Source organism: Streptomyces sp. NPDC014801, assembly GCF_043082085.1.
Lineage (GTDB): Bacteria > Actinomycetota > Actinomycetes > Streptomycetales > Streptomycetaceae > Streptomyces.
Genome location: NZ_JBIBXG010000002.1, coordinates 581,249 through 597,558, shown reverse-complemented (window position 1 = coordinate 597,558; position 16,310 = coordinate 581,249). Strand labels below are relative to the sequence as shown.

Below are 16,310 nucleotides of genomic sequence, written 5' to 3'. Positions count from 1 at the left end.
GCTCGCCTGATCCACCCCGCCAGCCCCTGAAGGGAGGTGACCCCCATGCCTCAACGCGTCCGCGTCCCGCTCCGCATCATCGTCGGCTCGTACGGCGATCCGGTGCTGCCCGTGTACGTCAAGGTCGCGGCCCTGGAGCGGCGAGGCACCGGCTGCGAGGCGGGGGTCGCCTACCTCGCCGGCCTGCTCGGCCTGGCTCGCTCCACCGTCGAGCGGGCGCTGACGCAGCTGATGCGGCCGGACCCGGTGGACGACGTCGTCGAGCTGACGAGCCAGCGCCGCACCCTCAGCGGCGGAGACGGCCACACCGCGGTGCGCCGCGTCCGCGTCACCAACCCGGCCCGCGAGCACGGCGCCTGGGTGCCGTCCCGGGCCGCCGAAGCCCTCAGCCCGCGCCAGCTGCGCGCCTACGCCGCCCTCGCCTACGCCACCGCGATCGGCCACCACATAACACTCGCCGAGCTCGCGCGGATCCTGCGCCACCGCACCGGGACGAAGGCCGGCCTGGCGCTCGACGTCCGCTCGGTGCGGCGCATCCTGCGTGACCTGGAGCGCCTCGGCTGGATCAGTATGGAGCGGCGCGCCGGATACCGCGGCCGCCACCTCTACACCGTCCACGAGGAGCCTCTTCAGGGCCCGCTGACTGCGGACACTGGAGAGGGATCGGGTGGGGATCTTGGTGAGGGATCGCTATATGGGGAACACCACCAGACTGACTCACCGGATGATCCGCCCACTGCCGTCTCAGCTATCCGCCGTAGGCGAGGCTCAGGTAGTTGCACGCGCGAGGATCTTCAGCTTCCGCCGCAGCACAACCGCCCGTACGCCGGGCCTGAGCTGACGCTCGCTCCGCGGATCTGGCGAGTCCTAGAACCGGTGAAGCCGCTGCTGCCGGGCCTGTCGCCGTACGTCGTGCGACAGCTCGCCCGCGAGATCGGCCGCCAGCTCGACGAGGGCCAGGAGCCCGAACGGCTCCGCGCCCGCCTGCAGTTCCGGTACGCGTCCACGCAGACGATCCGCGACCCCGGCCGCTGGCTGCTCGGCGCAGCGCTCGTCCGCCGCGGCTGCGGACTCACCGCCTGCGAGTCGGGGCGGATATGGCACACCGGCGCCCCCTGCGAGACGTGCGCATGGCAGAAGGCCACTGGCACCCCGCTCGCCGCCCACCGGCCGCCCAAGGCCTCGGCGTGGCACGAGTGCGAGGCCTGCCGGGCACCCTCCCGCACCCCCTACCCGGACGGCGTGTGCCGCGCCTGCCGCCCGCCCGACCCGCTGACCCTGCTGAGGAGGTGGCAGCCGTGAGCGACCTGCCTCGCCCGGCCATCGGCCAGCTGCTCGCCCTCGCGGCCGCCGCCCGCCCGGACTGGTCCGCCGACCAGCTCGGCGACGCCCTCGCCCAGGCCCGCACCGAAGGCATGACCTTCGGCCGCGCCCTGGTCGCCGTCGCCCAGCTGATCGCCGACCCGGACGCCGAGCCGCTCGACCTGCTCACCGAACTTCCCGAGCCGTGGCGTCGCCGCCGGCGTCCGCCCGGGCCCGAGACCTACCAGCGCGGGGCCGCCGCAGCGCGCGCGGCCCTCCACCACACCGACACCGACTGACCCGAAGGAAGTGATGGCGATGACCGCAACGGCGCACATCGACCGTCGCACCACCACCGCGCACCACCCGCTCGCCGCCCTGCGCGAGCGCTGGGACACCTTCCGGCTGCGGCACTCCGCCCGCGCCCAGGCCGCCTACTTCGCCCGGCTGCACGACTCCCTGCCCCTCGACGACCCCGACCGGCACGATCTGGAGCCCGTGGCCCTCGAGGCCGCCTTCGCCCAGCTCGCCGCCGACCACCCCGAGGCCGTCACCCCGGCCGACGGAGGCCCGGCCGCCCGCGACGCCGACCGCGTGGAACTCCTCCTCGCCGTCTGCGACGCCTGGTTCCGCGACGTGCACGGCCCCGAACACCGCTGGGGCCCGCGCACCATCGCCACCTACGAGAAGCTCCTCGGCGACGTCCGGGCCTGCTTCCAGCCCGGCGGTGACCAGTGAGCACCGACCTGACCTTCACCCTCGACACCGTCCGGCGCACGGCCGTCCGCGACGAGCTGCGCCGCATCACCGGCCGCCAGCTCGCTGAGGTGCGCATCACTCGCGTCCGCTGGGACAACGGGCTGCGCTGGGTGGCGCTCGCCCTCACCGTCGACCCGCGCGCGCAGCACCGGTACCGGGAGGTCCCGCTCGCCGACGGCAGCCAGCACAAGCGGATCGCGCGCCTGCTGCGCGACACCTTCCCTCACGCCAACTGGGCCGTCGCCCAGGACTACAACGTCACAACCGGCGTCCTCAGCGAGCACATCGTTCGCGTCCCTGCCTGCCTGGGCGGTGACGAGCGGTGACCCGCGTCCCGACCCGGGTCCTCGTCTGCGACGAGTGCGGCGAACAGTACGGCAGCGGCACCGGGCTCCTGCCCGCGCACATCCTGCGCCGCCGCGCCCGTCGCGCCGGATGGCGTTGGGCCGGCCGGAACCGCGACCTGTGCCCCAAGCACCCCGAGGGCGGTGCGTCATGAGCCGTCACGTCTTCCGGGCGCGCACCGACCACCAGCACGCCGCGCAGCAGGCCCGCGAACTGCCCCGCCAGTGGGTGCTCGCCGGAACGTACGGCAGCAGCGCCAGCGCCAAGCACGCGGCGAACCAGGTCCGCACCGGCGAACGCATCCCCGCCTACCGCCCGGCCGGCTCCTTCGAGGCCCGCACTGAGGTCACCGCCGAGGGCGCCGACCTGTACGTCCGCTACATCGACCCGGCCGCCTGCGCGGCCGCCGACTTCCGCCAGTCCGTCGAGGCCGATTTCACCGAGGACCTCGCCGCCTTCACCCGCCGCCTCGACGCGGCCGCAACCAGCAAGGACACCTGACCATGCACAACACCCCGCACCCCCGCGCCGGGCAGAGCGTCACCGTCACGCCCACCGCCCCGCTCTACGGATACGCCGACACGGAGCCGCTCCAGTTCCGCGTCGAGGACTGGCACGACCGCGTCTTCGGCCAGTCGTGGATGACCTACGTGGGCCACGCGGCCAGCCTCGGCTACGCGATCCGCTCCGTCGACGGCGGCCTGCCGACGGACAACGAGGTCATCTACGGCAAATGCCCGCGCGGGTTCGGCCACCTCGTGCACGTCAGCGAGATCCAGGACGGTGCCGCATGACCGCCCCGAGCATCGTGCGCCGCGTCCGCGCCTACGTCAGCGACGCCCAGACCCGCCGCCTGCGCGTCCGGCTCGCCGAAGAGCAGGACCGCAACCGGCGCCTGGAGCAGAGCGTCGCCGACCTCCAGGCCGCCAACGAGGGCGCCGACCACGCCCTGGCCATCGAGCGCGGGGCCGCCTGCTTCAAGACCGACTGCTCGATGTGCAAGGACGCGAAGGCGGGTGCCGCGTGATCGAGTACGTGTTCCTCGGCATCGGCACCGCCGGCACCGCGGCCGTCGCCTACGCCGTAGCGCCCGCCGGTCGGGGCCTGCACCGCTACGTCATGCCCCGCAAGCAGCTGCGCGCCGAAGTCGCCCGCACCGAGCGCACGGCGCAGGAGCTGACGTGCAAGCTCGTCGCCCTGGCCGCCGAACTGGACGCCGTCACCGCCCAGCGCAACGACCTGAAGGCCGCCCTGGAGAAGGCCGGACAGCGGATCGCCGACCTCGAAGAGCAGGTGCGCGACCGCCACCAGCTCCGCGACCGGATCACCGCCCTCGAGGCCCGCCTCGCCAACGTCTCCGCCGTCCGGCCGCTGCCGGTGAAGGCCACGCCGCCCGCGGCCGCCACGCCCGTCCCGCTGAATCGGGCGCCGTTCGCGCTCAGCCCGGCCCTCGCGCCGAGCTGACCCTCAGACCCGCCCGCCGCCCGGATGACACAGGCCAGGCGGCGGGCGCCCAACAACGAGAAGAGCCCACCATGTTCAACCGCAAGAAGACCGTCCCGGCCCCGGCCGCGGCCGTTCCCCACAGCCCGGCAATCAGCCTGGAGAAGGTGCCCGCCGGCCTCGTGTCGCTGGCCAAGACGGCGGCCGTGAGCCTGGAGAAGAACGGGGCGTCCGGGCAGCGCGCGGCCGTGTACCTGGTCGTCGACCGGTCCGGCTCGATGGTCTCGTACTACCGCAAGGGGGCCGTGCAGCGCCTCGCCGACCAGGCTCTGGGCCTGTCCGTGAACCTCGATGACGACGGCGTCGTGCCGCTCGTGTTCTTCGACTCGCGGCTCTACCCGGTCGTCGAGGTCTCCCTGGACCGCTACCAGGGCGTAGTCGCCCAGCAGCACCAGCTGCACGGCGGCGACCGCACCATGGGCGGCACCCTGTACGCGCTGGCGATGCAGGCCGTCGTCGAGCACTACCAGGCCAGCGGGGCCACCGACCCGGCCCTGGTCATCTTCCAGACCGACGGCGAACCGCAGGACGGTGACGCAGCCCGCCTCCTGCTCGCCCAGGCGTCCAAGCTGCCCATCTTCTGGTCGTTCGTCGGCTTCGGGCCCAGGGAGGTCGGCTTCCTGAAGCGGCTCGACACGATGCACGGTCGCTTTGTCGACAACGCGAGCTACTTCCACGCCGGCGCCAACCCGACCGGCCTGGCAGACAGCGCCCTCTACGACGGCATCACCGCCGAGTTCGGCAGCTGGCTGACCGCTGCCCGTGAGAAGGGGCTGCTGCCGTGAGCCGCAACCGCATCGCCCAGGCAGCCATCTCCGCGGCCCTACTCGCGACCGTCTTGCTGGGGTGCAGTGGCAAGCACTCGGAGCCCTTCAAGGACGCGCCCCGCTCCAACCGCGACAACGGCACGGCGGCGGATCTGATCCGCATGCCCGATGGCTTCTCGAACGCCGCCACGAAGTGCGATCACGGCAACCGCCTGTACATCGCCTACCACGGCGACAGCTCGTACGCGGCGATCACGGTCGCCCCCCAGGACCCCACCTGCAACTGACCGACCCCGGCGCGGGCCTGCCCAGGCCCGCGCCCAGCCCTCCGGAGTTCCTTCGTGAAGAAGCCCACCCGCATCACCCGCGACCTCACCACGACCTCGCTGATCGAGGTCGTCGCGGCCGACACGGACATCCCCGTCCGGGAGGCCCGCGAGATCGTGATCGCCACCTTCGACGCCATCGCGCGCGCCAGCGCCAGCGGCTACAAGGTGTCCATCACCAACTTCGTCAGCTTCCTGCCGTACCGCACCAAGCGGCGCAAGGCCCACAACCCGCAGAACGGCGAGAGCATCACCGTGCCCGCGCACCAGGTGGTCAGGATCCGCCAGTCCGCGAAGTTCGTCGACATGATCCGCCGGCGGGACCGCAAGGCCACCATCCGCAAGGCGCCCAAGGGCAGCCTGACGGCCGCGGAGTGAGCCATGGCCTACACCGGCTCCGTCCCCGACACCGCGGCCCGCCGCAGCGACTGGCAAGAGCAGGCAGCCTGCCGCACCGGCGACCCGGACCTGTTCTTCAACCCGGACACCGAGCACGAGGCCCGCACCATCTGCGTGGCCCGCTGCCCGGTCCGCCTCCAGTGCCTCGCCGCGGTGAAGGCCGCCGAGCAGGGCCTGCACCGCGACGACCGAGACGGCGTGGTCGCCGGCCTCACCGGCAACGAACGCTGGCGCCTCGACGAGACCGGCCCGCGCCGCCTGGACGACGCGCCGCCGCTGCAACTCACCGGCGCAGAGCGCTGCGGCACGCATCTCGCGCTGCTGAGGCACCTGTGGCAGGGCGAGCGCATCGACGGCGTCTGCTGGAGCGGCCAGGTCAAGCGCGACCACGACCAGCAGACCGCGGCCAAGGCGTCATGAGCGGCAGGGGACTTCCATGGTCTGCCCGTACGGCGGGTGCGACGCCTTCGGCTACTGCCCCTGCGCCGAAGACCCGCCCGACGAGGAAGCGGCCGCACTGCTCGACGACCTCGCCGAAGGCCGCGCGCTCCTCCTGCGCGGCCGCGTCCGCCCCATCCACACCCTCCCGCCCCTCGACGAGTACCACCCGCAAGGAAGCTGAACGTGCCAGTTCTCTCCGCCCTCGGCCTCGGCGTGGCCGTCTTTACTATCGCCGGCGTCTTCACAGACCGGATCTGCTTCCACCACGGCGACGGCCTCATGGCCATCTCCTTCGCCCTGTACGGCCTGCAGCAGCTCCGGACCGGAGACGCCATCTGGGCCCTGTTCGACGCCGCAGCCAGCGCCGTCTACGCCTGGCGCTGGTGGCACGGCGGAGGAGGGGACAACACCCGCCGCCGTCTCCGCCAGCTGCGCCGCCGCTTCCAGGCAGTCCGCCGCACCGCACCCACCACCGCATGAAAGGCACCGTCGTGTCCGCGTTCAACCTCGCCGGCATCGCCGTCGGGCTGCTGGCCGTGCTGCTGCTCTGCCTCGGCGTGTCCGACCCGTGGTTCTTCAGTTTGCTCGCTCTGGCCTGCCTGTGCGGGGCGATGGGCGAGGCGTACCGGGAGGACAAGCCCGGCGCCGTCGCCTTCCTGCTCGGCGCCGCCGCGTTCGGCTTCACCTCCCTGCGCGCCGCCTTCCTCGACCGCACCCGGGGGCCACAGTGACCCCGACCCAGACCTTCATCGTCAGCGCCCTCGGCGGCCTCCTCGGTGTCCTCGGCCTCGGCCTGTTCATGACCGTGGCCCTCGGCCTCTACTGCCTGCTCTGCCGCCTCTACGACTGGCGCCAGGACCGCCGTCAGCGCCGCGCACGCCGTCAGGCCGCCGCCGACCTCGCCGCCTGCCGGGCCATCACCGCCCTCGGCACCGTCCCCGAGCCCCGCCGCCCCAAGAACTGAGAGCACCCTGATGAGCGACCATCCGATACCCCGCCTCTTCGTCCTCCAACGGGACCGCGATGTCACCGGCGTCAGCGGCCCGGGCCCCGTCGCCGACGGCGTCCAGTTCCAGGACGGCACCGTCGTCCTCCGCTGGCGGGCCCGGCCGTCCGTTGCCGTGTGGAACGACCTCGAGCTGATGCTGTCCGTGCACGGCCACGACGGCGCCACCCGTGTCGTCTGGGCAGACGAGACAGCGCAGGCGCGCACCGAGGTCGCCGCCGACATCGTGGAGGCCTTCGACGTGCCCGGCTGGGTGGGAGGGCCGGAAGCCGAACGCGAAGTCCTCTGGCGGCTGCTCTCTCGCGCGCTGACCGCAGAGCACCTGCGCCGAGCCGAACGGAAGATCGTCGACAGCCCGGAAGGCCACTGCTCTGGCTTCGCCGACGTCGTCATGCCGTTCGTCAACGGCCTCCTGAGGCAGCGGGATCGCGCACGCCGCGCCGCGGGCCGGGCGTACCAGCTGGCGGACCGGTGGGAGGCCGCCCACGGGGCCGCCCGGTTCCTCGTGCGAGCGGCCGGCGCCGAGCTGCGCGAGGTCCTGGACGACGAGCCCGGCGGCATCCGCGGCCTTCTTGAGCACGTCGGCATCGACACCCGTGGACGGGACATCACCGTCGCCGGCCGCGTCGTCGATGCCGACGAGACGGACGACTCTCGGCTGGCACCTGCAACGGCGTGTCACCACCGCGGACCCCACCCCGGCTTCTCCTGTGCAGAGGTGGAGCAGTCGAAGCCCTACTGGAACGTGCGCTGGGACCAGGAGAACAGCGCCAAGCGAAACGGCGCGTCGGTGGAGGAGCCGTGCACGAAGCACCGCGGCGAGCAGCGCCGTCTGCTGGGCTGCAACGGGCCCGACCCCGACGACCAGGGGCCGCTTGCCGGCATCGAGGTGCGCGAGCCGTGCCCGTACTGCCCGGGCGTCCCGCTGTTTCCTCGCGGTGAGCTGCCCACCCATCTCGACAGCCAGCACGCCCGCGTCGTAGCCGTCCTTGCCCGTGGCGGCGACCTGGACGAACAGCTCGCCCCCTGCACCCTCCCGCATGAGATGGAGGCGTGACCATGGCACAGGACATGCATCCCGCCTTCACCCGCGGCTTCCGCCTGCACCACAACGGCCGGGTCCTGGACGGCGCCGAGTTTCCGTCCGGTCGCGTCCTCGTGGTCGATGACCCCGAGTACGGACTCGCCTCGGCGGCGGTCTCGCTGGAGGAGCTGCTGAAGGGCTACCACGGCGCGCGCGTCGAGTGGCCCAGCGACCAGCTGGTGCCCACCGCGCTGCTGCTGGACCTGGTGAACATCGCCCGCCACGTGGCTTCCGGGAAGCCGCCCGTCTACCGGCCCGGCGTGCCGTACCCGGAACCTCACGCCCGCTCGCTCATCGCCCAGCTCACGCAGGCCCTCGGCTACGACGTCGCCGAACGGGCCGCCGAGCAGGAAGCCAGCCGAGCACTGAACCGAGGGGAGATGCACCTCTGATGCAAGCCGACAAGCGTGTCGTCACCGTGGACCGCCACGAGTGGACACTGAAGGCGCCGGCCCACCACACGGAAGTCACGAAGGCCGTCGCGGTCGCAGAGCAGGACCGTGCGCGGCTGGCATCGAGGGGCGTGCGCACCGGCGACGTCCACGTCCATGCGGCCGATGACGAGCTGATCGTGGCCTTCGAAGCTGAGCGGCCCAGGAACCCCAAGCGAGGCCTGCGGGACCTGCCCGCCGACGAGCCGTGACCAGAACCGCCCACCGCGAGGACTGGCAGGACAGGGCGGCCTGCGCCGGCGACGACACCGACCGCTGGTTCTCGACCAACCCCGCGGCCGCAATCGAGATCTGCCGCCGCTGCCCCGTCCGGCCCGAGTGCCTGCGCGACGGCCTGGCCAACGAGACGCCGGCCACCCGGTACGGCACGTGGGGAGGGCTCACGACCACTCAGCGCGTGGACCTCCCCACCGGCCGCGCCGCCGAGGCGCTGTCGACGGCGGAGCTGCGCGAGCTGATCGACCGCATCGACATCCAGACCGCCCCCTTGATCCGAAAGACCGAACAGCCCATGCCCGACACCACACCAGCCACCGAGATACCCGCCGCCGACGCCATCCCAGCGGTCGCCGTCGCCGAGCCGCCCGCATGGCAGGACGCCGAGAAGATCCCTCTTGGCCGCCTGCTGAAGTGGGCCGACGAGCACACCGACCCCGAGGTCCGCGCGCAGTCCGAGCAGGCGCGCGAAGCCGTCACCAGCCTCCGTAAGCGGTTCGCCGCGGACCAGGAGCTGACCGCCATCACCAACGAGACCGAACTGCTCGAGGCCCGGCTTGCGGAGCTGCGGGCCCGCCAGCAGCAGCTGGCACCGGCCAAGCCGAAGAAGCGGAAGCCCGTCGACTACCCCGCGGCCGAGGTACGGGCTTGGGCGGCCGAGAACGGCTACGACTGCCCGCCCGTCGGCCGGGTCCCCAAGGGCGTAGTCGACGCCTGGCGGGCCGCCACCCAGAACAAGGAGACCGCGGATGCCTGAGAACCGTCACCTCGACTGCCGTGAGCAGTGCGAGATCCCCGAGGGCGTCGAGCTGGTCGAGGTGCCGCGCCCGCGCCACGCCTGGTCCGACATCATCCACTGCCCGAACGAGGGCTGCGGCAAGTCGTTCGCGGTCAAGGAGGCGCCGGATGCAGACGCTTGACGGCCTGGTCGCCGATCTCCTCGACCGCTACACCGGCGACGACCAGCACCCCGGCGACGGCGGCCCGGGTCTGCTCCTGCGGCTCGACACGCTCGGGCTGCGCACACGGCCGGCCCCGGACGGCGGGCACGCGCCGCCGGGTTCGCGGCCGCCGACATCGCTGGAGGCCGTGTCCTGGTCGCAGCGCATCAAGGCGGAGGCCGTGGCCCTGGACGCAGAGCTGCGCGGCTCTGCACACACCCAGCCCTGGCATCGGGCGCTGCCCGCGATCCCGCCCGGCGCGGAGAACGCCGGCCGGGTGGGGGAGGTGGTGCGGATCGTCGGCCGCTGGCACGGCACCGTCCTGACCGTGCTCGGGCTGCGCGGGCCGTCGGTCCACTTTCGGCACGCGCTGTGCCTGGCGTGCGGGCAGCGCACCGTCTACGGGCGCGCGGACGACGACCGGCCACGGGCGTGGTGCGTCAACGACGGCTGCGTGGACGGCGACACGGGCGCCCCGGCCCGGTACGACGGCAGTCGCGTGTACCTGCTGACGATGAACAGCACGGAACAGGGCCTGGCCTGCGGCTGATCAACAGGTCCCCCAGTGGCAGGAGTTGTCAAAGAAAGTACGAGCCAACCCTTGTAGTGGCTCGTACTTTCTCTTACAATTTTTGACATGAGGTCGGGCGAAAGCCCCGACACCACACCACTTGGGGGTGCTGGCCATGGACACGCTCTTCCGCTCGCTGGACCTGATCGAGCCCGGTGACCTGGTCATCTACCACGGCTCCATCGAAGACCTCCACGGCCTCTGGCTGGCCATCCCGTGCCCCTGCGGGATCTGCCGCCGGATCGACCAGCTCGGGATCGCCGAGACCCGGTTCGCGCTCGCCGACCCGTGGGGCGAGGAGCCCGGCCCCTTCCACGTCCGCCGCAAGTCCATCACCCGCTCCGCCGCCTGCGGCTGAGAGGAGGTCACCGTGTCCAGCACGATCCTCGACCAGATCGACACCGTCCTCGCCGACACCTCGGTCGGCCCAGACGCCGTCCGCTACGTGCCCGCCGCCCCCGACGCCAACGCGCTCGCCCTGCACTGCGACGGCACCCTCACCCCCGTCGTCCTCCCCGGCGACGCCACGGGCAACCTCCACGCCCTGCGCGCGGCGATCGGCTGCGACTTCGTGGACGTCGTGACCCTCGCCGACGACCTCGACATGTGGCTGGACGACGAGGGCATCTACAGGCAGCCGCACAACGTGTACGCCACGGCCCTCGCCCAGCTCCACGGCCGCACCTGGCAGCCCTACCACGGCACGGTGGTCCTGACCGGCGGCTGCGACGAGAACGGCGACACGCTGCCGCTCTCGGAAGAGCTGGCGACCCGCCTGCGGGAGCTGCTCGACGGCTCCTGACCCCAGACCGGCGGCCGGGCCAACCCCCCCAGCCTGGCCGCCATCCCAGGGCCGCGCCCCTTCCCCTCCCAGCCCCGAGGGGCGCGGCCCGCCAAGCCTCCGTAGCTCAGTGGCAGAGCAGCGGTCTTATACCCCGCAGCGCGTCGGTTCGAGTCCGACCGGAGGTACTCCATCCCGTTCCACGACTGGAGTTGCGATGACCGACGCCACGGTCACCCCCTACCCCGAAACGCCCGCCCAGCTGGCCGCCGCCATCCTCGACGCCATCGAGGCGAAGCCCGAGGCCTTCGACATGACGACCTGGTTCAGCTCCCGAGGCCCGCTCATGCCCGACGAGGAGCCGGACTGCGGCACGACCATGTGCATCGCCGGATGGGCCGCCCACCTGAGCGGCTGGACGCTGGACGAGTCGGTTGCCGTCAAGCCCGGTGCGCGGCGCTGGATCGAGGACGCGGCCGCCGACGCGCTCGGCCACGACCTGGTGAACACCACCCAGCTGTTCTGGCTGCCCCCGGACGACGCACTCGCGATCCTCCGCGAGCTCGCCGGCCGCTGACCCGATCCCAGACCGCCCGGCGGCCGGACACGCGACCCGCGCCCAGCGCACCGACTCGCTTCCCGCCGCCGGGCCTCCACCTCCGCCGAGAGAGGACCCATGGCCACCGGACCTGAGCACTACCGCGAGGCCGAAGAGCTGCTCGACCTCGCGAGCTCATACGAACAGGACGGAGCCCCGACGTCGGCCGAACGCTGCCGCAGGGACGCCCTGGTTCACGCGCTCCTGGCCAACGCCGCTGCTACCGCCCTGTCGACCCCCGAGCGCTCCGTTCCGCCACGCGTCTCCAGGTACGCCTGGGCCGAGTGGCAGCAGGCCGCCGGCGTACGGCCGCCGGAAGGAGACGACCTCTGATGGGCTTCGACCCGAGCGACTACTGCCCCAACCCCGCCTGTGGCGGCGCCGCCGACGCCTGCGCCTGCCCCGCCGACCACAACACGCAGGACCTGATGGGCTGCCCCCACTGCAACGGCCTCTGGTACCGGCCGCACGGCTCCACGTCCACCACCTGCCTGCACCCGAAGTGCGGCCGCGACGGCTCGGGCGTCTTCCGCCCTGCGAAGTACCCGCCGGCCTTCGACGCGGACGGCAAGCCGCTGGACGGAGGTGAGCCCCGGTGATCGGATACGCGCACACCCTGTTCTGCGACCGGCGCGGCTGCCGGGAGAAGGTCACCATCGAGGGCACCCGCAGCGCCGCCCACGCCCGCCGCCTGGCGCGCATCCGCCACGGCTGGGGCTGCGACGACGCCGGCGACTTCTGCCCCACCGACAAGACGGCGCGCGCCATGGCGCGCGCCACCAAGCCCGCAGGAGCGAGCCAGTGAACATGCCTGCGCCACTCACCATCGCCGCGCGCCGCGCCATGGTCGAGCAGCTGATGCGCCAGGAGCCGGGCATCAGCGCCCGCACCATCGCAGCTCGGCTCGGGGTCGGCAAGGACACCATCCGCCGCGACATCGCCGAGATTGAGGAGGAGCAGCGCCAGCGTGCGCCACAGCCGCCCTCCGTCCAGACCGGCGGTGCGCCGGCCTCCGACGCTCTGCTGCTGGTGCTCGACGAACCGATGCGCCAGGCGCTCGCCGTACTGCGCGCCACCCGCGGTGCGCCAGACACCCAGGAGCAGAACGTGGCCGCCGCCCGCGCCGCGATCCGCGCCATGGCCGACACCGTCATGGAGCTCCGGCAGCAGGCGCAGGAAAGGAGCAGGCCGTGATCACATCAGCGGTCGTGCAGGCGCTCCAGGATGAGCTGGTGGCCCACCTCCGAGCCCGGAGCGAGTGGGACGAGCTCCCTGCACTGTTCACCGTCCACGAGACCGAGGGACACGGCGTACGGCTCATGAAGCTTCCCGTCCCCGACCTGGTGTGGGCTGGCCACGGGCACCCGCCCACCGCAGTCGCCTCCCTGGCTGCCGTCGCGCTCCAGCTGCCCCGCTACCCCGACGGATCGCACCTGCTCGCCATGCCCGGTGCCGGAGGCCTCATCGGCGCTGCGTTCCGGTACGAGGCGTATGCGCTCAGCTCGGATTCCGAGGCTTCGCCGGTTCAGGAAGCCGTCCGCCGCCGAAGCGTTGGCGGCTCCGTCCCGCGCTTCCGGGACATCCCTGGGCGGGTCGAGCAGCGATGCATGTCTGCCGTCGACCTCGACGGCGGCCGCTACATGGCCAGCAGCTCCCGCCTCGACGAGTCCAAGGTGGACGCCGCCGAGCCGATCGTTACCTACCTGGCCTTCGCCGACCCGAAGCGGGACAAGCTGACCGGCAACGTCTTCGACGTCACGAACCGCTTCCTCAACGCGATCAAGCCGGTCGTGAGCAGGAGGCGCGAGCAGTGAGCTACCGCCCGTACCCCAACGTCGATCGCGCCCTCGCCCAAGTGGAGCGCGGTCGCGTACCCGAGCCGCCGCGGCCGCCGCTCCGCAGTTTCGAAGAGTTCGCCTTCTACCTGCAGTCGGGGGAGTTCCAGAAGCGCATGCAGGCCATCGCCGAGAGCGTCGCCGCCGTCCTTGCCCGCAACCAAGCCCGGCGCGGCGGTAAGGCCGCCATCACCACGGCGCTCACCGACCAGGCCGTCAAGGCCGGTGAAGTCGTCCACATCGCCACCCGTCGCGGCCTCCGGTGCGCCGGGGGAGCGGAGCACGAGTGCACGCTCCTGCCGCTGCGCCCGGACCGGCCCCTGGTCCTGGCCAGGGTGGAGCGCACCGGCTGGGCGTGCCCGTCACAGTGGAACGCCTGGACCGTGGACGGCCAGTACCTGTACCTGCGCTACCGGTCCGGCATCGGCACCGTCGACGCCTATGACACCGAGGACTACGAGCAGTGGACGCGGTTCCCGGGCGGTCGTGTCGCCATCTTCGACACCGGCGAGCAGTACGGCGGCGAGATGGCCCTCACCGAGTTCTGCGAGCGCGCCGGCCTTCAGCTGGCCGACGAGGCGGAGGTGACCGGCGAGTGAGCGCGCCCCTACAGGTCCGGCCCGCCGCTTTCCCGCCTGTCGGGTTCAGCACGGCGCCGCCCGCCCGCGCCTGGGCTACCTGGTGCGGACCGTGCGGGCGCGAGGGCCTGGCCCTGCTCGTCGCCCGCTCCGGCCGCCTGGACCGCCCGGGCTGGGACGCCTGCATGGCCGCCGCCCACGCCCACATCACCCAGCACAAGAACGGAGGCCGACTGTGAGCCCCGCCCACGGAAGTCGGGGCGGTGAACTCAGCAGTAACTCCGTAACATTCAGCCACGCTTACACCTTGGGGGGATAAATGCACCGCGCCGCGTCCGCATTCGCGACAGTCCTGCTGATCACCAGCGCTGCAACGGCCTGCTCGTCCAGCGACAAATCCGACTCAAAGCCCACCACGCAGCCTTCGACTGCTGCGAGCACTCCGGCCGCCCCCTCCCAGCCGAAGAAGCTGGCTGACGTCTACACCGCCAAGCTCGACGCTGTGTCGGAGGGCTCGATCGAGAAGTGCCAGTCGCCCAGCAGCACGGCGTGCGCCAACGACATCGGGGCGATCATGACGGTGGTCGGTGACCTCGAGAGGGACATCGACGCCAACGGGGGAGCGAGCGAATACCCGAAGGCGACCAAACAGATCGCGACGATGAAGGCGGCCCAGCAGGACTACAAGAACAACGGCTGCGAGGGTGACCCCACAGCCGACGACCCGAACTCGGATTGCTGGGGCGTCGCCAATATCACGCTCGGCGCCACCACCCTGAGCATGACGCTCAGCACCGACGAGCTGTCCTGACTCCAGATCACTGCTGCCTGTCGAAGAGAGGCCACCGATGAGTGAACGAGTGACCGTCCGTGTCCTGCTCTTGTTCGGCGACCAGGCCGAGCTGGTGGCCGACGACGTGCCGCCGGGGGAACGCGCCGAGCCGGAGCGCTACCCGGCCGCCGACATCGCCGCGGCGATCGGCGCCGCCGTCAGCGACCTGCCCGGCATGCGCCTGACCGCCGAGGTCGGTGCAGACGGTCGGCTCTCTGGCTGGCGGCGCGTGTAACGCAGTCAGGGTCTCCGTGGTCACGGAGACCCTCCGGCCAGGTCAGTCGCGGAGCTGTTCGGCTTCCGTGGCATGAAGCGCCTTCGCGAGGTCCCCCAAGGCCTGCAAGATCCTCCGTCGCTCAGCCGGCTCCGAGACCAGAGGGCCGGCCACACGACCGGCCTGCCAGGTCCGGACCACCATCTGGGTGCACGCATACTGCGCGCTCAGCAGGAGCGCGTGCCCGCTGAACGGGTCGTGGTGCGGACTCCGGGACCCCATGGACTGGCATAGCTCTGCCAGCTTGGCAAGCACCGCCGGCACACCGCCCTGGTCGAAGCGCGTCCGTACGACCGAGATGACTTCCTCAAGCGCGATGCAACAGCTGCCCGGATCGGGGAGGGGCTCCTCATACCGCTCGAACAAGTCCCGGTACTGCTGGTTGTCCAGGAGCTTGCGCGGCACCCAGTAGCAGGCATCGCAGCAGGTCTTCACCCACGGCTGGATCCATCCGTATTCGTCGTCCCAGGTCCAGATCACACGCTTGCGGCCGGGGGACGGGCACGTCTGGCACGTGCCCGCTGCCTCGGTGAGGGCCTTCTGCAGCACTGAAACGGCAGCGGCCGGAGCCTCCCACCGCGGGAAGGTCTTCCAACAGAGGTCGCCGAACTTCTCTTCCCAGTACGGCGCAGGCCCCGTAGGCCAGACCTGCTTGAGTTCCTGGGCCGCGCGCTGGGTGATCGGGTCCCACCCTGCTCCGCGGGCGCAGAACTCCCGGAACTGAGTCGGTCGCTTCTCCTGCACGGCGCGCAGCGCCTCGGTGTACTTCTCGCCGGTGCCGGCCTGACGCAGGCGTGCCATCTGCGCTGCCGTGGACTGCCTCTTAGGCATCTGTTGCTCGTTCCTGGCGGTCTCCCACGCTTCCGCCGGACGAAGGGCATGCCGAACGGAGCGCGGGTCCCGAAGGGCCTTGGCCGGTCGTTCACCTGGCGGCGTGGGCGCATGGTGACGGCGGGAGGCGTACGCGGCTTGCCACTGGGGATGCTACCGCGCGTTCACGCCCCGCGAGTACAACAGCCGAAACTGTCGCGAGAGTTAGCGAAACCCCTTCGCCGCAATCCGCCGCGCGCATCGCTGGTATGGCGCCACCGTTGCCCAGGCCCTCGAGAGCCGCCGCACTTACCGCAAGGGCCACGCCTGACCTATCAAGCCGGACGGCGCACCGAGAGGACGTAGTCCTGCGCCGACGGGAGCGCCGCGAGGCCAGCCTGCAGGTTACGAGCGGCTGCCCTGCTGCCGGGCCCCCAGGTGGGCGCGGGAAGCGGCGGCTGCCCGGGGTAGTGACGGTCGAGCTGTCGCA

At 71.9% G+C, this 16,310-nt stretch carries 36 protein-coding genes and 1 tRNA gene; 36 read left to right on the top strand and 1 reads right to left on the bottom strand.

From position 1 onward, the window contains the following. The first annotated feature begins 45 nt into the window (after positions 1–45). The 36 genes from ACF1AL_RS06385 to ACF1AL_RS06210 all read left to right on the top strand — a co-directional run bounded on the left by ACF1AL_RS06385 (position 46) and on the right by ACF1AL_RS06210 (position 14,971). Entirely contained in the window at positions 46–1,302 is a 1,257-nt protein-coding gene (locus ACF1AL_RS06385) for a hypothetical protein (protein WP_391779146.1), read from the top strand. After that, the gene (locus tag ACF1AL_RS06380) at positions 1,299–1,601 is read left to right on the top strand and encodes a hypothetical protein (RefSeq protein ID WP_391779145.1); all 303 of its coding nucleotides are present in this window, start codon (positions 1,299–1,301) and stop codon (positions 1,599–1,601) included. The genes ACF1AL_RS06385 and ACF1AL_RS06380 overlap by 4 nt, the downstream gene beginning before the upstream one ends. Before the next feature lie 19 nt (positions 1,602–1,620). Then, complete coding sequence (locus ACF1AL_RS06375) at positions 1,621–2,040, top strand: hypothetical protein (RefSeq protein WP_391779144.1); 420 nt, start codon at positions 1,621–1,623, stop codon at positions 2,038–2,040. Beyond that, positions 2,037–2,387 (top strand): hypothetical protein, encoded by a 351-nt coding sequence (locus tag ACF1AL_RS06370; protein WP_391779143.1) that lies wholly within the window; start codon positions 2,037–2,039, stop codon positions 2,385–2,387. Before ACF1AL_RS06375 ends, ACF1AL_RS06370 begins: the two co-directional genes overlap by 4 nt. Continuing rightward, positions 2,384–2,560 carry a hypothetical protein gene (locus ACF1AL_RS06365; RefSeq protein ID WP_391779142.1) on the top strand — a complete coding sequence of 59 codons (177 nt, stop codon included), beginning with the start codon at positions 2,384–2,386 and terminating at the stop codon, positions 2,558–2,560. The genes ACF1AL_RS06370 and ACF1AL_RS06365 overlap by 4 nt, the downstream gene beginning before the upstream one ends. Then, entirely contained in the window at positions 2,557–2,907 is a 351-nt protein-coding gene (locus ACF1AL_RS06360) for a hypothetical protein (RefSeq protein WP_391779141.1), read from the top strand. The genes ACF1AL_RS06365 and ACF1AL_RS06360 overlap by 4 nt, the downstream gene beginning before the upstream one ends. Before the next feature lie 2 nt (positions 2,908–2,909). Then, entirely contained in the window at positions 2,910–3,200 is a 291-nt protein-coding gene (locus tag ACF1AL_RS06355) for a hypothetical protein (protein ID WP_391779140.1), read from the top strand. Further along, the gene (locus ACF1AL_RS06350; protein WP_391779139.1) at positions 3,197–3,433 is read left to right on the top strand and encodes a hypothetical protein; all 237 of its coding nucleotides are present in this window, start codon (positions 3,197–3,199) and stop codon (positions 3,431–3,433) included. Before ACF1AL_RS06355 ends, ACF1AL_RS06350 begins: the two co-directional genes overlap by 4 nt. Continuing rightward, the gene (locus ACF1AL_RS06345) at positions 3,430–3,870 is read left to right on the top strand and encodes a hypothetical protein (RefSeq protein WP_391779138.1); all 441 of its coding nucleotides are present in this window, start codon (positions 3,430–3,432) and stop codon (positions 3,868–3,870) included. The genes ACF1AL_RS06350 and ACF1AL_RS06345 overlap by 4 nt, the downstream gene beginning before the upstream one ends. A gap of 71 nt (positions 3,871–3,941) precedes the next feature. After that, the gene (locus ACF1AL_RS06340) at positions 3,942–4,694 is read left to right on the top strand and encodes a VWA domain-containing protein (RefSeq protein WP_391779137.1); all 753 of its coding nucleotides are present in this window, start codon (positions 3,942–3,944) and stop codon (positions 4,692–4,694) included. Then, positions 4,691–4,963 carry a hypothetical protein gene (locus ACF1AL_RS06335; RefSeq protein ID WP_391779136.1) on the top strand — a complete coding sequence of 91 codons (273 nt, stop codon included), beginning with the start codon at positions 4,691–4,693 and terminating at the stop codon, positions 4,961–4,963. The genes ACF1AL_RS06340 and ACF1AL_RS06335 overlap by 4 nt, the downstream gene beginning before the upstream one ends. 54 nt (positions 4,964–5,017) lie before the next feature. Beyond that, positions 5,018–5,380 carry an HU family DNA-binding protein gene (locus ACF1AL_RS06330; RefSeq protein WP_391779135.1) on the top strand — a complete coding sequence of 121 codons (363 nt, stop codon included), beginning with the start codon at positions 5,018–5,020 and terminating at the stop codon, positions 5,378–5,380. Positions 5,381–5,383: 3 nt separating this feature from the next. After that, positions 5,384–5,821, top strand: coding sequence for a WhiB family transcriptional regulator (locus ACF1AL_RS06325; RefSeq protein WP_391779134.1), 438 nt, complete (start codon positions 5,384–5,386; stop codon positions 5,819–5,821). Positions 5,822–5,837: 16 nt separating this feature from the next. Beyond that, entirely contained in the window at positions 5,838–6,023 is a 186-nt protein-coding gene (locus ACF1AL_RS06320; protein WP_391779133.1) for a hypothetical protein, read from the top strand. A 32-nt stretch (positions 6,024–6,055) separates the two neighbouring features. Then, the gene (locus ACF1AL_RS06315) at positions 6,056–6,322 is read left to right on the top strand and encodes a hypothetical protein (RefSeq protein WP_391779132.1); all 267 of its coding nucleotides are present in this window, start codon (positions 6,056–6,058) and stop codon (positions 6,320–6,322) included. Next, a complete protein-coding gene (locus ACF1AL_RS06310; protein ID WP_391779131.1) occupies positions 6,319–6,573 on the top strand; it encodes a hypothetical protein in 255 nt (84 codons plus the stop codon). Before ACF1AL_RS06315 ends, ACF1AL_RS06310 begins: the two co-directional genes overlap by 4 nt. Then, positions 6,570–6,806, top strand: coding sequence for a hypothetical protein (locus tag ACF1AL_RS06305; protein ID WP_391779130.1), 237 nt, complete (start codon positions 6,570–6,572; stop codon positions 6,804–6,806). Before ACF1AL_RS06310 ends, ACF1AL_RS06305 begins: the two co-directional genes overlap by 4 nt. Positions 6,807–6,816: 10 nt before the next feature. Then, positions 6,817–7,905, top strand: coding sequence for a hypothetical protein (locus ACF1AL_RS06300; RefSeq protein ID WP_391779129.1), 1,089 nt, complete (start codon positions 6,817–6,819; stop codon positions 7,903–7,905). 2 nt (positions 7,906–7,907) lie between these two features. Beyond that, a complete protein-coding gene (locus tag ACF1AL_RS06295; protein WP_391779128.1) occupies positions 7,908–8,324 on the top strand; it encodes a hypothetical protein in 417 nt (138 codons plus the stop codon). After that, positions 8,324–8,575, top strand: a complete 252-nt coding sequence (locus tag ACF1AL_RS06290) for a hypothetical protein (RefSeq protein WP_366839022.1) — start codon at positions 8,324–8,326, stop codon at positions 8,573–8,575. The genes ACF1AL_RS06295 and ACF1AL_RS06290 overlap by 1 nt, the downstream gene beginning before the upstream one ends. Then, on the top strand, positions 8,572–9,357 hold the full coding sequence (locus tag ACF1AL_RS06285) for a WhiB family transcriptional regulator (protein ID WP_391779127.1): 786 nt from the start codon (positions 8,572–8,574) through the stop codon (positions 9,355–9,357). The genes ACF1AL_RS06290 and ACF1AL_RS06285 overlap by 4 nt, the downstream gene beginning before the upstream one ends. Beyond that, on the top strand, positions 9,350–9,520 hold the full coding sequence (locus tag ACF1AL_RS06280; RefSeq protein ID WP_391779126.1) for a hypothetical protein: 171 nt from the start codon (positions 9,350–9,352) through the stop codon (positions 9,518–9,520). The genes ACF1AL_RS06285 and ACF1AL_RS06280 overlap by 8 nt, the downstream gene beginning before the upstream one ends. After that, entirely contained in the window at positions 9,507–10,091 is a 585-nt protein-coding gene (locus ACF1AL_RS06275; RefSeq protein ID WP_391779125.1) for a hypothetical protein, read from the top strand. Before ACF1AL_RS06280 ends, ACF1AL_RS06275 begins: the two co-directional genes overlap by 14 nt. Before the next feature lie 136 nt (positions 10,092–10,227). Next, positions 10,228–10,470: a hypothetical protein gene (locus ACF1AL_RS06270; RefSeq protein WP_391779124.1), complete on the top strand. Its 243-nt coding sequence runs from the start codon at positions 10,228–10,230 to the stop codon at positions 10,468–10,470. A gap of 12 nt (positions 10,471–10,482) precedes the next feature. Beyond that, positions 10,483–10,914, top strand: a complete 432-nt coding sequence (locus ACF1AL_RS06265) for a DUF3846 domain-containing protein (protein ID WP_391779123.1) — start codon at positions 10,483–10,485, stop codon at positions 10,912–10,914. A 95-nt stretch (positions 10,915–11,009) separates the two neighbouring features. After that, positions 11,010–11,081 (top strand) — tRNA-Ile (locus ACF1AL_RS06260). Between the two features lie 29 nt (positions 11,082–11,110). Beyond that, on the top strand, positions 11,111–11,470 hold the full coding sequence (locus tag ACF1AL_RS06255; protein WP_391779122.1) for a hypothetical protein: 360 nt from the start codon (positions 11,111–11,113) through the stop codon (positions 11,468–11,470). A gap of 99 nt (positions 11,471–11,569) precedes the next feature. Continuing rightward, positions 11,570–11,824, top strand: a complete 255-nt coding sequence (locus ACF1AL_RS06250) for a hypothetical protein (RefSeq protein WP_391779121.1) — start codon at positions 11,570–11,572, stop codon at positions 11,822–11,824. Beyond that, the gene (locus ACF1AL_RS06245; RefSeq protein ID WP_391779120.1) at positions 11,824–12,090 is read left to right on the top strand and encodes a hypothetical protein; all 267 of its coding nucleotides are present in this window, start codon (positions 11,824–11,826) and stop codon (positions 12,088–12,090) included. Before ACF1AL_RS06250 ends, ACF1AL_RS06245 begins: the two co-directional genes overlap by 1 nt. Continuing rightward, positions 12,087–12,296 carry a hypothetical protein gene (locus ACF1AL_RS06240; RefSeq protein WP_391704948.1) on the top strand — a complete coding sequence of 70 codons (210 nt, stop codon included), beginning with the start codon at positions 12,087–12,089 and terminating at the stop codon, positions 12,294–12,296. The genes ACF1AL_RS06245 and ACF1AL_RS06240 overlap by 4 nt, the downstream gene beginning before the upstream one ends. Positions 12,297–12,298: 2 nt before the next feature. Next, the gene (locus ACF1AL_RS06235) at positions 12,299–12,685 is read left to right on the top strand and encodes a helix-turn-helix domain-containing protein (protein ID WP_391779119.1); all 387 of its coding nucleotides are present in this window, start codon (positions 12,299–12,301) and stop codon (positions 12,683–12,685) included. Beyond that, positions 12,682–13,305, top strand: a complete 624-nt coding sequence (locus ACF1AL_RS06230; protein WP_391779118.1) for a hypothetical protein — start codon at positions 12,682–12,684, stop codon at positions 13,303–13,305. Before ACF1AL_RS06235 ends, ACF1AL_RS06230 begins: the two co-directional genes overlap by 4 nt. Next, entirely contained in the window at positions 13,302–13,925 is a 624-nt protein-coding gene (locus tag ACF1AL_RS06225) for a hypothetical protein (RefSeq protein ID WP_391779117.1), read from the top strand. Before ACF1AL_RS06230 ends, ACF1AL_RS06225 begins: the two co-directional genes overlap by 4 nt. Continuing rightward, positions 13,922–14,143, top strand: coding sequence for a hypothetical protein (locus tag ACF1AL_RS06220; protein WP_391779116.1), 222 nt, complete (start codon positions 13,922–13,924; stop codon positions 14,141–14,143). The genes ACF1AL_RS06225 and ACF1AL_RS06220 overlap by 4 nt, the downstream gene beginning before the upstream one ends. A gap of 80 nt (positions 14,144–14,223) precedes the next feature. After that, the gene (locus ACF1AL_RS06215; RefSeq protein WP_391779115.1) at positions 14,224–14,715 is read left to right on the top strand and encodes a hypothetical protein; all 492 of its coding nucleotides are present in this window, start codon (positions 14,224–14,226) and stop codon (positions 14,713–14,715) included. Between the two features lie 37 nt (positions 14,716–14,752). Continuing rightward, a complete protein-coding gene (locus ACF1AL_RS06210) occupies positions 14,753–14,971 on the top strand; it encodes a hypothetical protein (RefSeq protein WP_391779114.1) in 219 nt (72 codons plus the stop codon). Between the two features lie 42 nt (positions 14,972–15,013). Here ACF1AL_RS06210 and ACF1AL_RS06205 read toward each other — a convergent pair whose 3' ends face one another. Continuing rightward, complete coding sequence (locus tag ACF1AL_RS06205; protein WP_391779113.1) at positions 15,014–15,811, bottom strand: hypothetical protein; 798 nt, start codon at positions 15,809–15,811, stop codon at positions 15,014–15,016. Positions 15,812–16,310: the final 499 nt, after the last annotated feature.

Excerpts from the sequence above, each read along its gene's own strand:
- ACF1AL_RS06385 (WP_391779146.1), top strand. The coding sequence starts at position 46 with ATGCCTCAACGCGTCCGCGTCCCGCTCCGCATCATCGTCGGCTCGTAC.
- ACF1AL_RS06375 (WP_391779144.1), top strand. The coding sequence starts at position 1,621 with ATGACCGCAACGGCGCACATCGACCGTCGCACCACCACCGCGCACCAC.
- ACF1AL_RS06360 (WP_391779141.1), top strand. The coding sequence starts at position 2,557 with ATGAGCCGTCACGTCTTCCGGGCGCGCACCGACCACCAGCACGCCGCG.
- ACF1AL_RS06355 (WP_391779140.1), top strand. The coding sequence starts at position 2,910 with ATGCACAACACCCCGCACCCCCGCGCCGGGCAGAGCGTCACCGTCACG.
- ACF1AL_RS06350 (WP_391779139.1), top strand. The coding sequence starts at position 3,197 with ATGACCGCCCCGAGCATCGTGCGCCGCGTCCGCGCCTACGTCAGCGAC.
- ACF1AL_RS06340 (WP_391779137.1), top strand. The coding sequence starts at position 3,942 with ATGTTCAACCGCAAGAAGACCGTCCCGGCCCCGGCCGCGGCCGTTCCC.
- ACF1AL_RS06325 (WP_391779134.1), top strand. The coding sequence starts at position 5,384 with ATGGCCTACACCGGCTCCGTCCCCGACACCGCGGCCCGCCGCAGCGAC.
- ACF1AL_RS06320 (WP_391779133.1), top strand. The coding sequence starts at position 5,838 with ATGGTCTGCCCGTACGGCGGGTGCGACGCCTTCGGCTACTGCCCCTGC.
- ACF1AL_RS06310 (WP_391779131.1), top strand. The coding sequence starts at position 6,319 with ATGAAAGGCACCGTCGTGTCCGCGTTCAACCTCGCCGGCATCGCCGTC.
- ACF1AL_RS06300 (WP_391779129.1), top strand. The coding sequence starts at position 6,817 with ATGAGCGACCATCCGATACCCCGCCTCTTCGTCCTCCAACGGGACCGC.
- ACF1AL_RS06295 (WP_391779128.1), top strand. The coding sequence starts at position 7,908 with ATGGCACAGGACATGCATCCCGCCTTCACCCGCGGCTTCCGCCTGCAC.
- ACF1AL_RS06290 (WP_366839022.1), top strand. The coding sequence starts at position 8,324 with ATGCAAGCCGACAAGCGTGTCGTCACCGTGGACCGCCACGAGTGGACA.
- ACF1AL_RS06280 (WP_391779126.1), top strand. The coding sequence starts at position 9,350 with ATGCCTGAGAACCGTCACCTCGACTGCCGTGAGCAGTGCGAGATCCCC.
- ACF1AL_RS06275 (WP_391779125.1), top strand. The coding sequence starts at position 9,507 with ATGCAGACGCTTGACGGCCTGGTCGCCGATCTCCTCGACCGCTACACC.
- ACF1AL_RS06270 (WP_391779124.1), top strand. The coding sequence starts at position 10,228 with ATGGACACGCTCTTCCGCTCGCTGGACCTGATCGAGCCCGGTGACCTG.
- ACF1AL_RS06255 (WP_391779122.1), top strand. The coding sequence starts at position 11,111 with ATGACCGACGCCACGGTCACCCCCTACCCCGAAACGCCCGCCCAGCTG.
- ACF1AL_RS06250 (WP_391779121.1), top strand. The coding sequence starts at position 11,570 with ATGGCCACCGGACCTGAGCACTACCGCGAGGCCGAAGAGCTGCTCGAC.
- ACF1AL_RS06245 (WP_391779120.1), top strand. The coding sequence starts at position 11,824 with ATGGGCTTCGACCCGAGCGACTACTGCCCCAACCCCGCCTGTGGCGGC.
- ACF1AL_RS06235 (WP_391779119.1), top strand. The coding sequence starts at position 12,299 with ATGCCTGCGCCACTCACCATCGCCGCGCGCCGCGCCATGGTCGAGCAG.
- ACF1AL_RS06215 (WP_391779115.1), top strand. The coding sequence starts at position 14,224 with ATGCACCGCGCCGCGTCCGCATTCGCGACAGTCCTGCTGATCACCAGC.
- ACF1AL_RS06210 (WP_391779114.1), top strand. The coding sequence starts at position 14,753 with ATGAGTGAACGAGTGACCGTCCGTGTCCTGCTCTTGTTCGGCGACCAG.
- ACF1AL_RS06205 (WP_391779113.1), bottom strand. The coding sequence starts at position 15,811 with ATGGCACGCCTGCGTCAGGCCGGCACCGGCGAGAAGTACACCGAGGCG.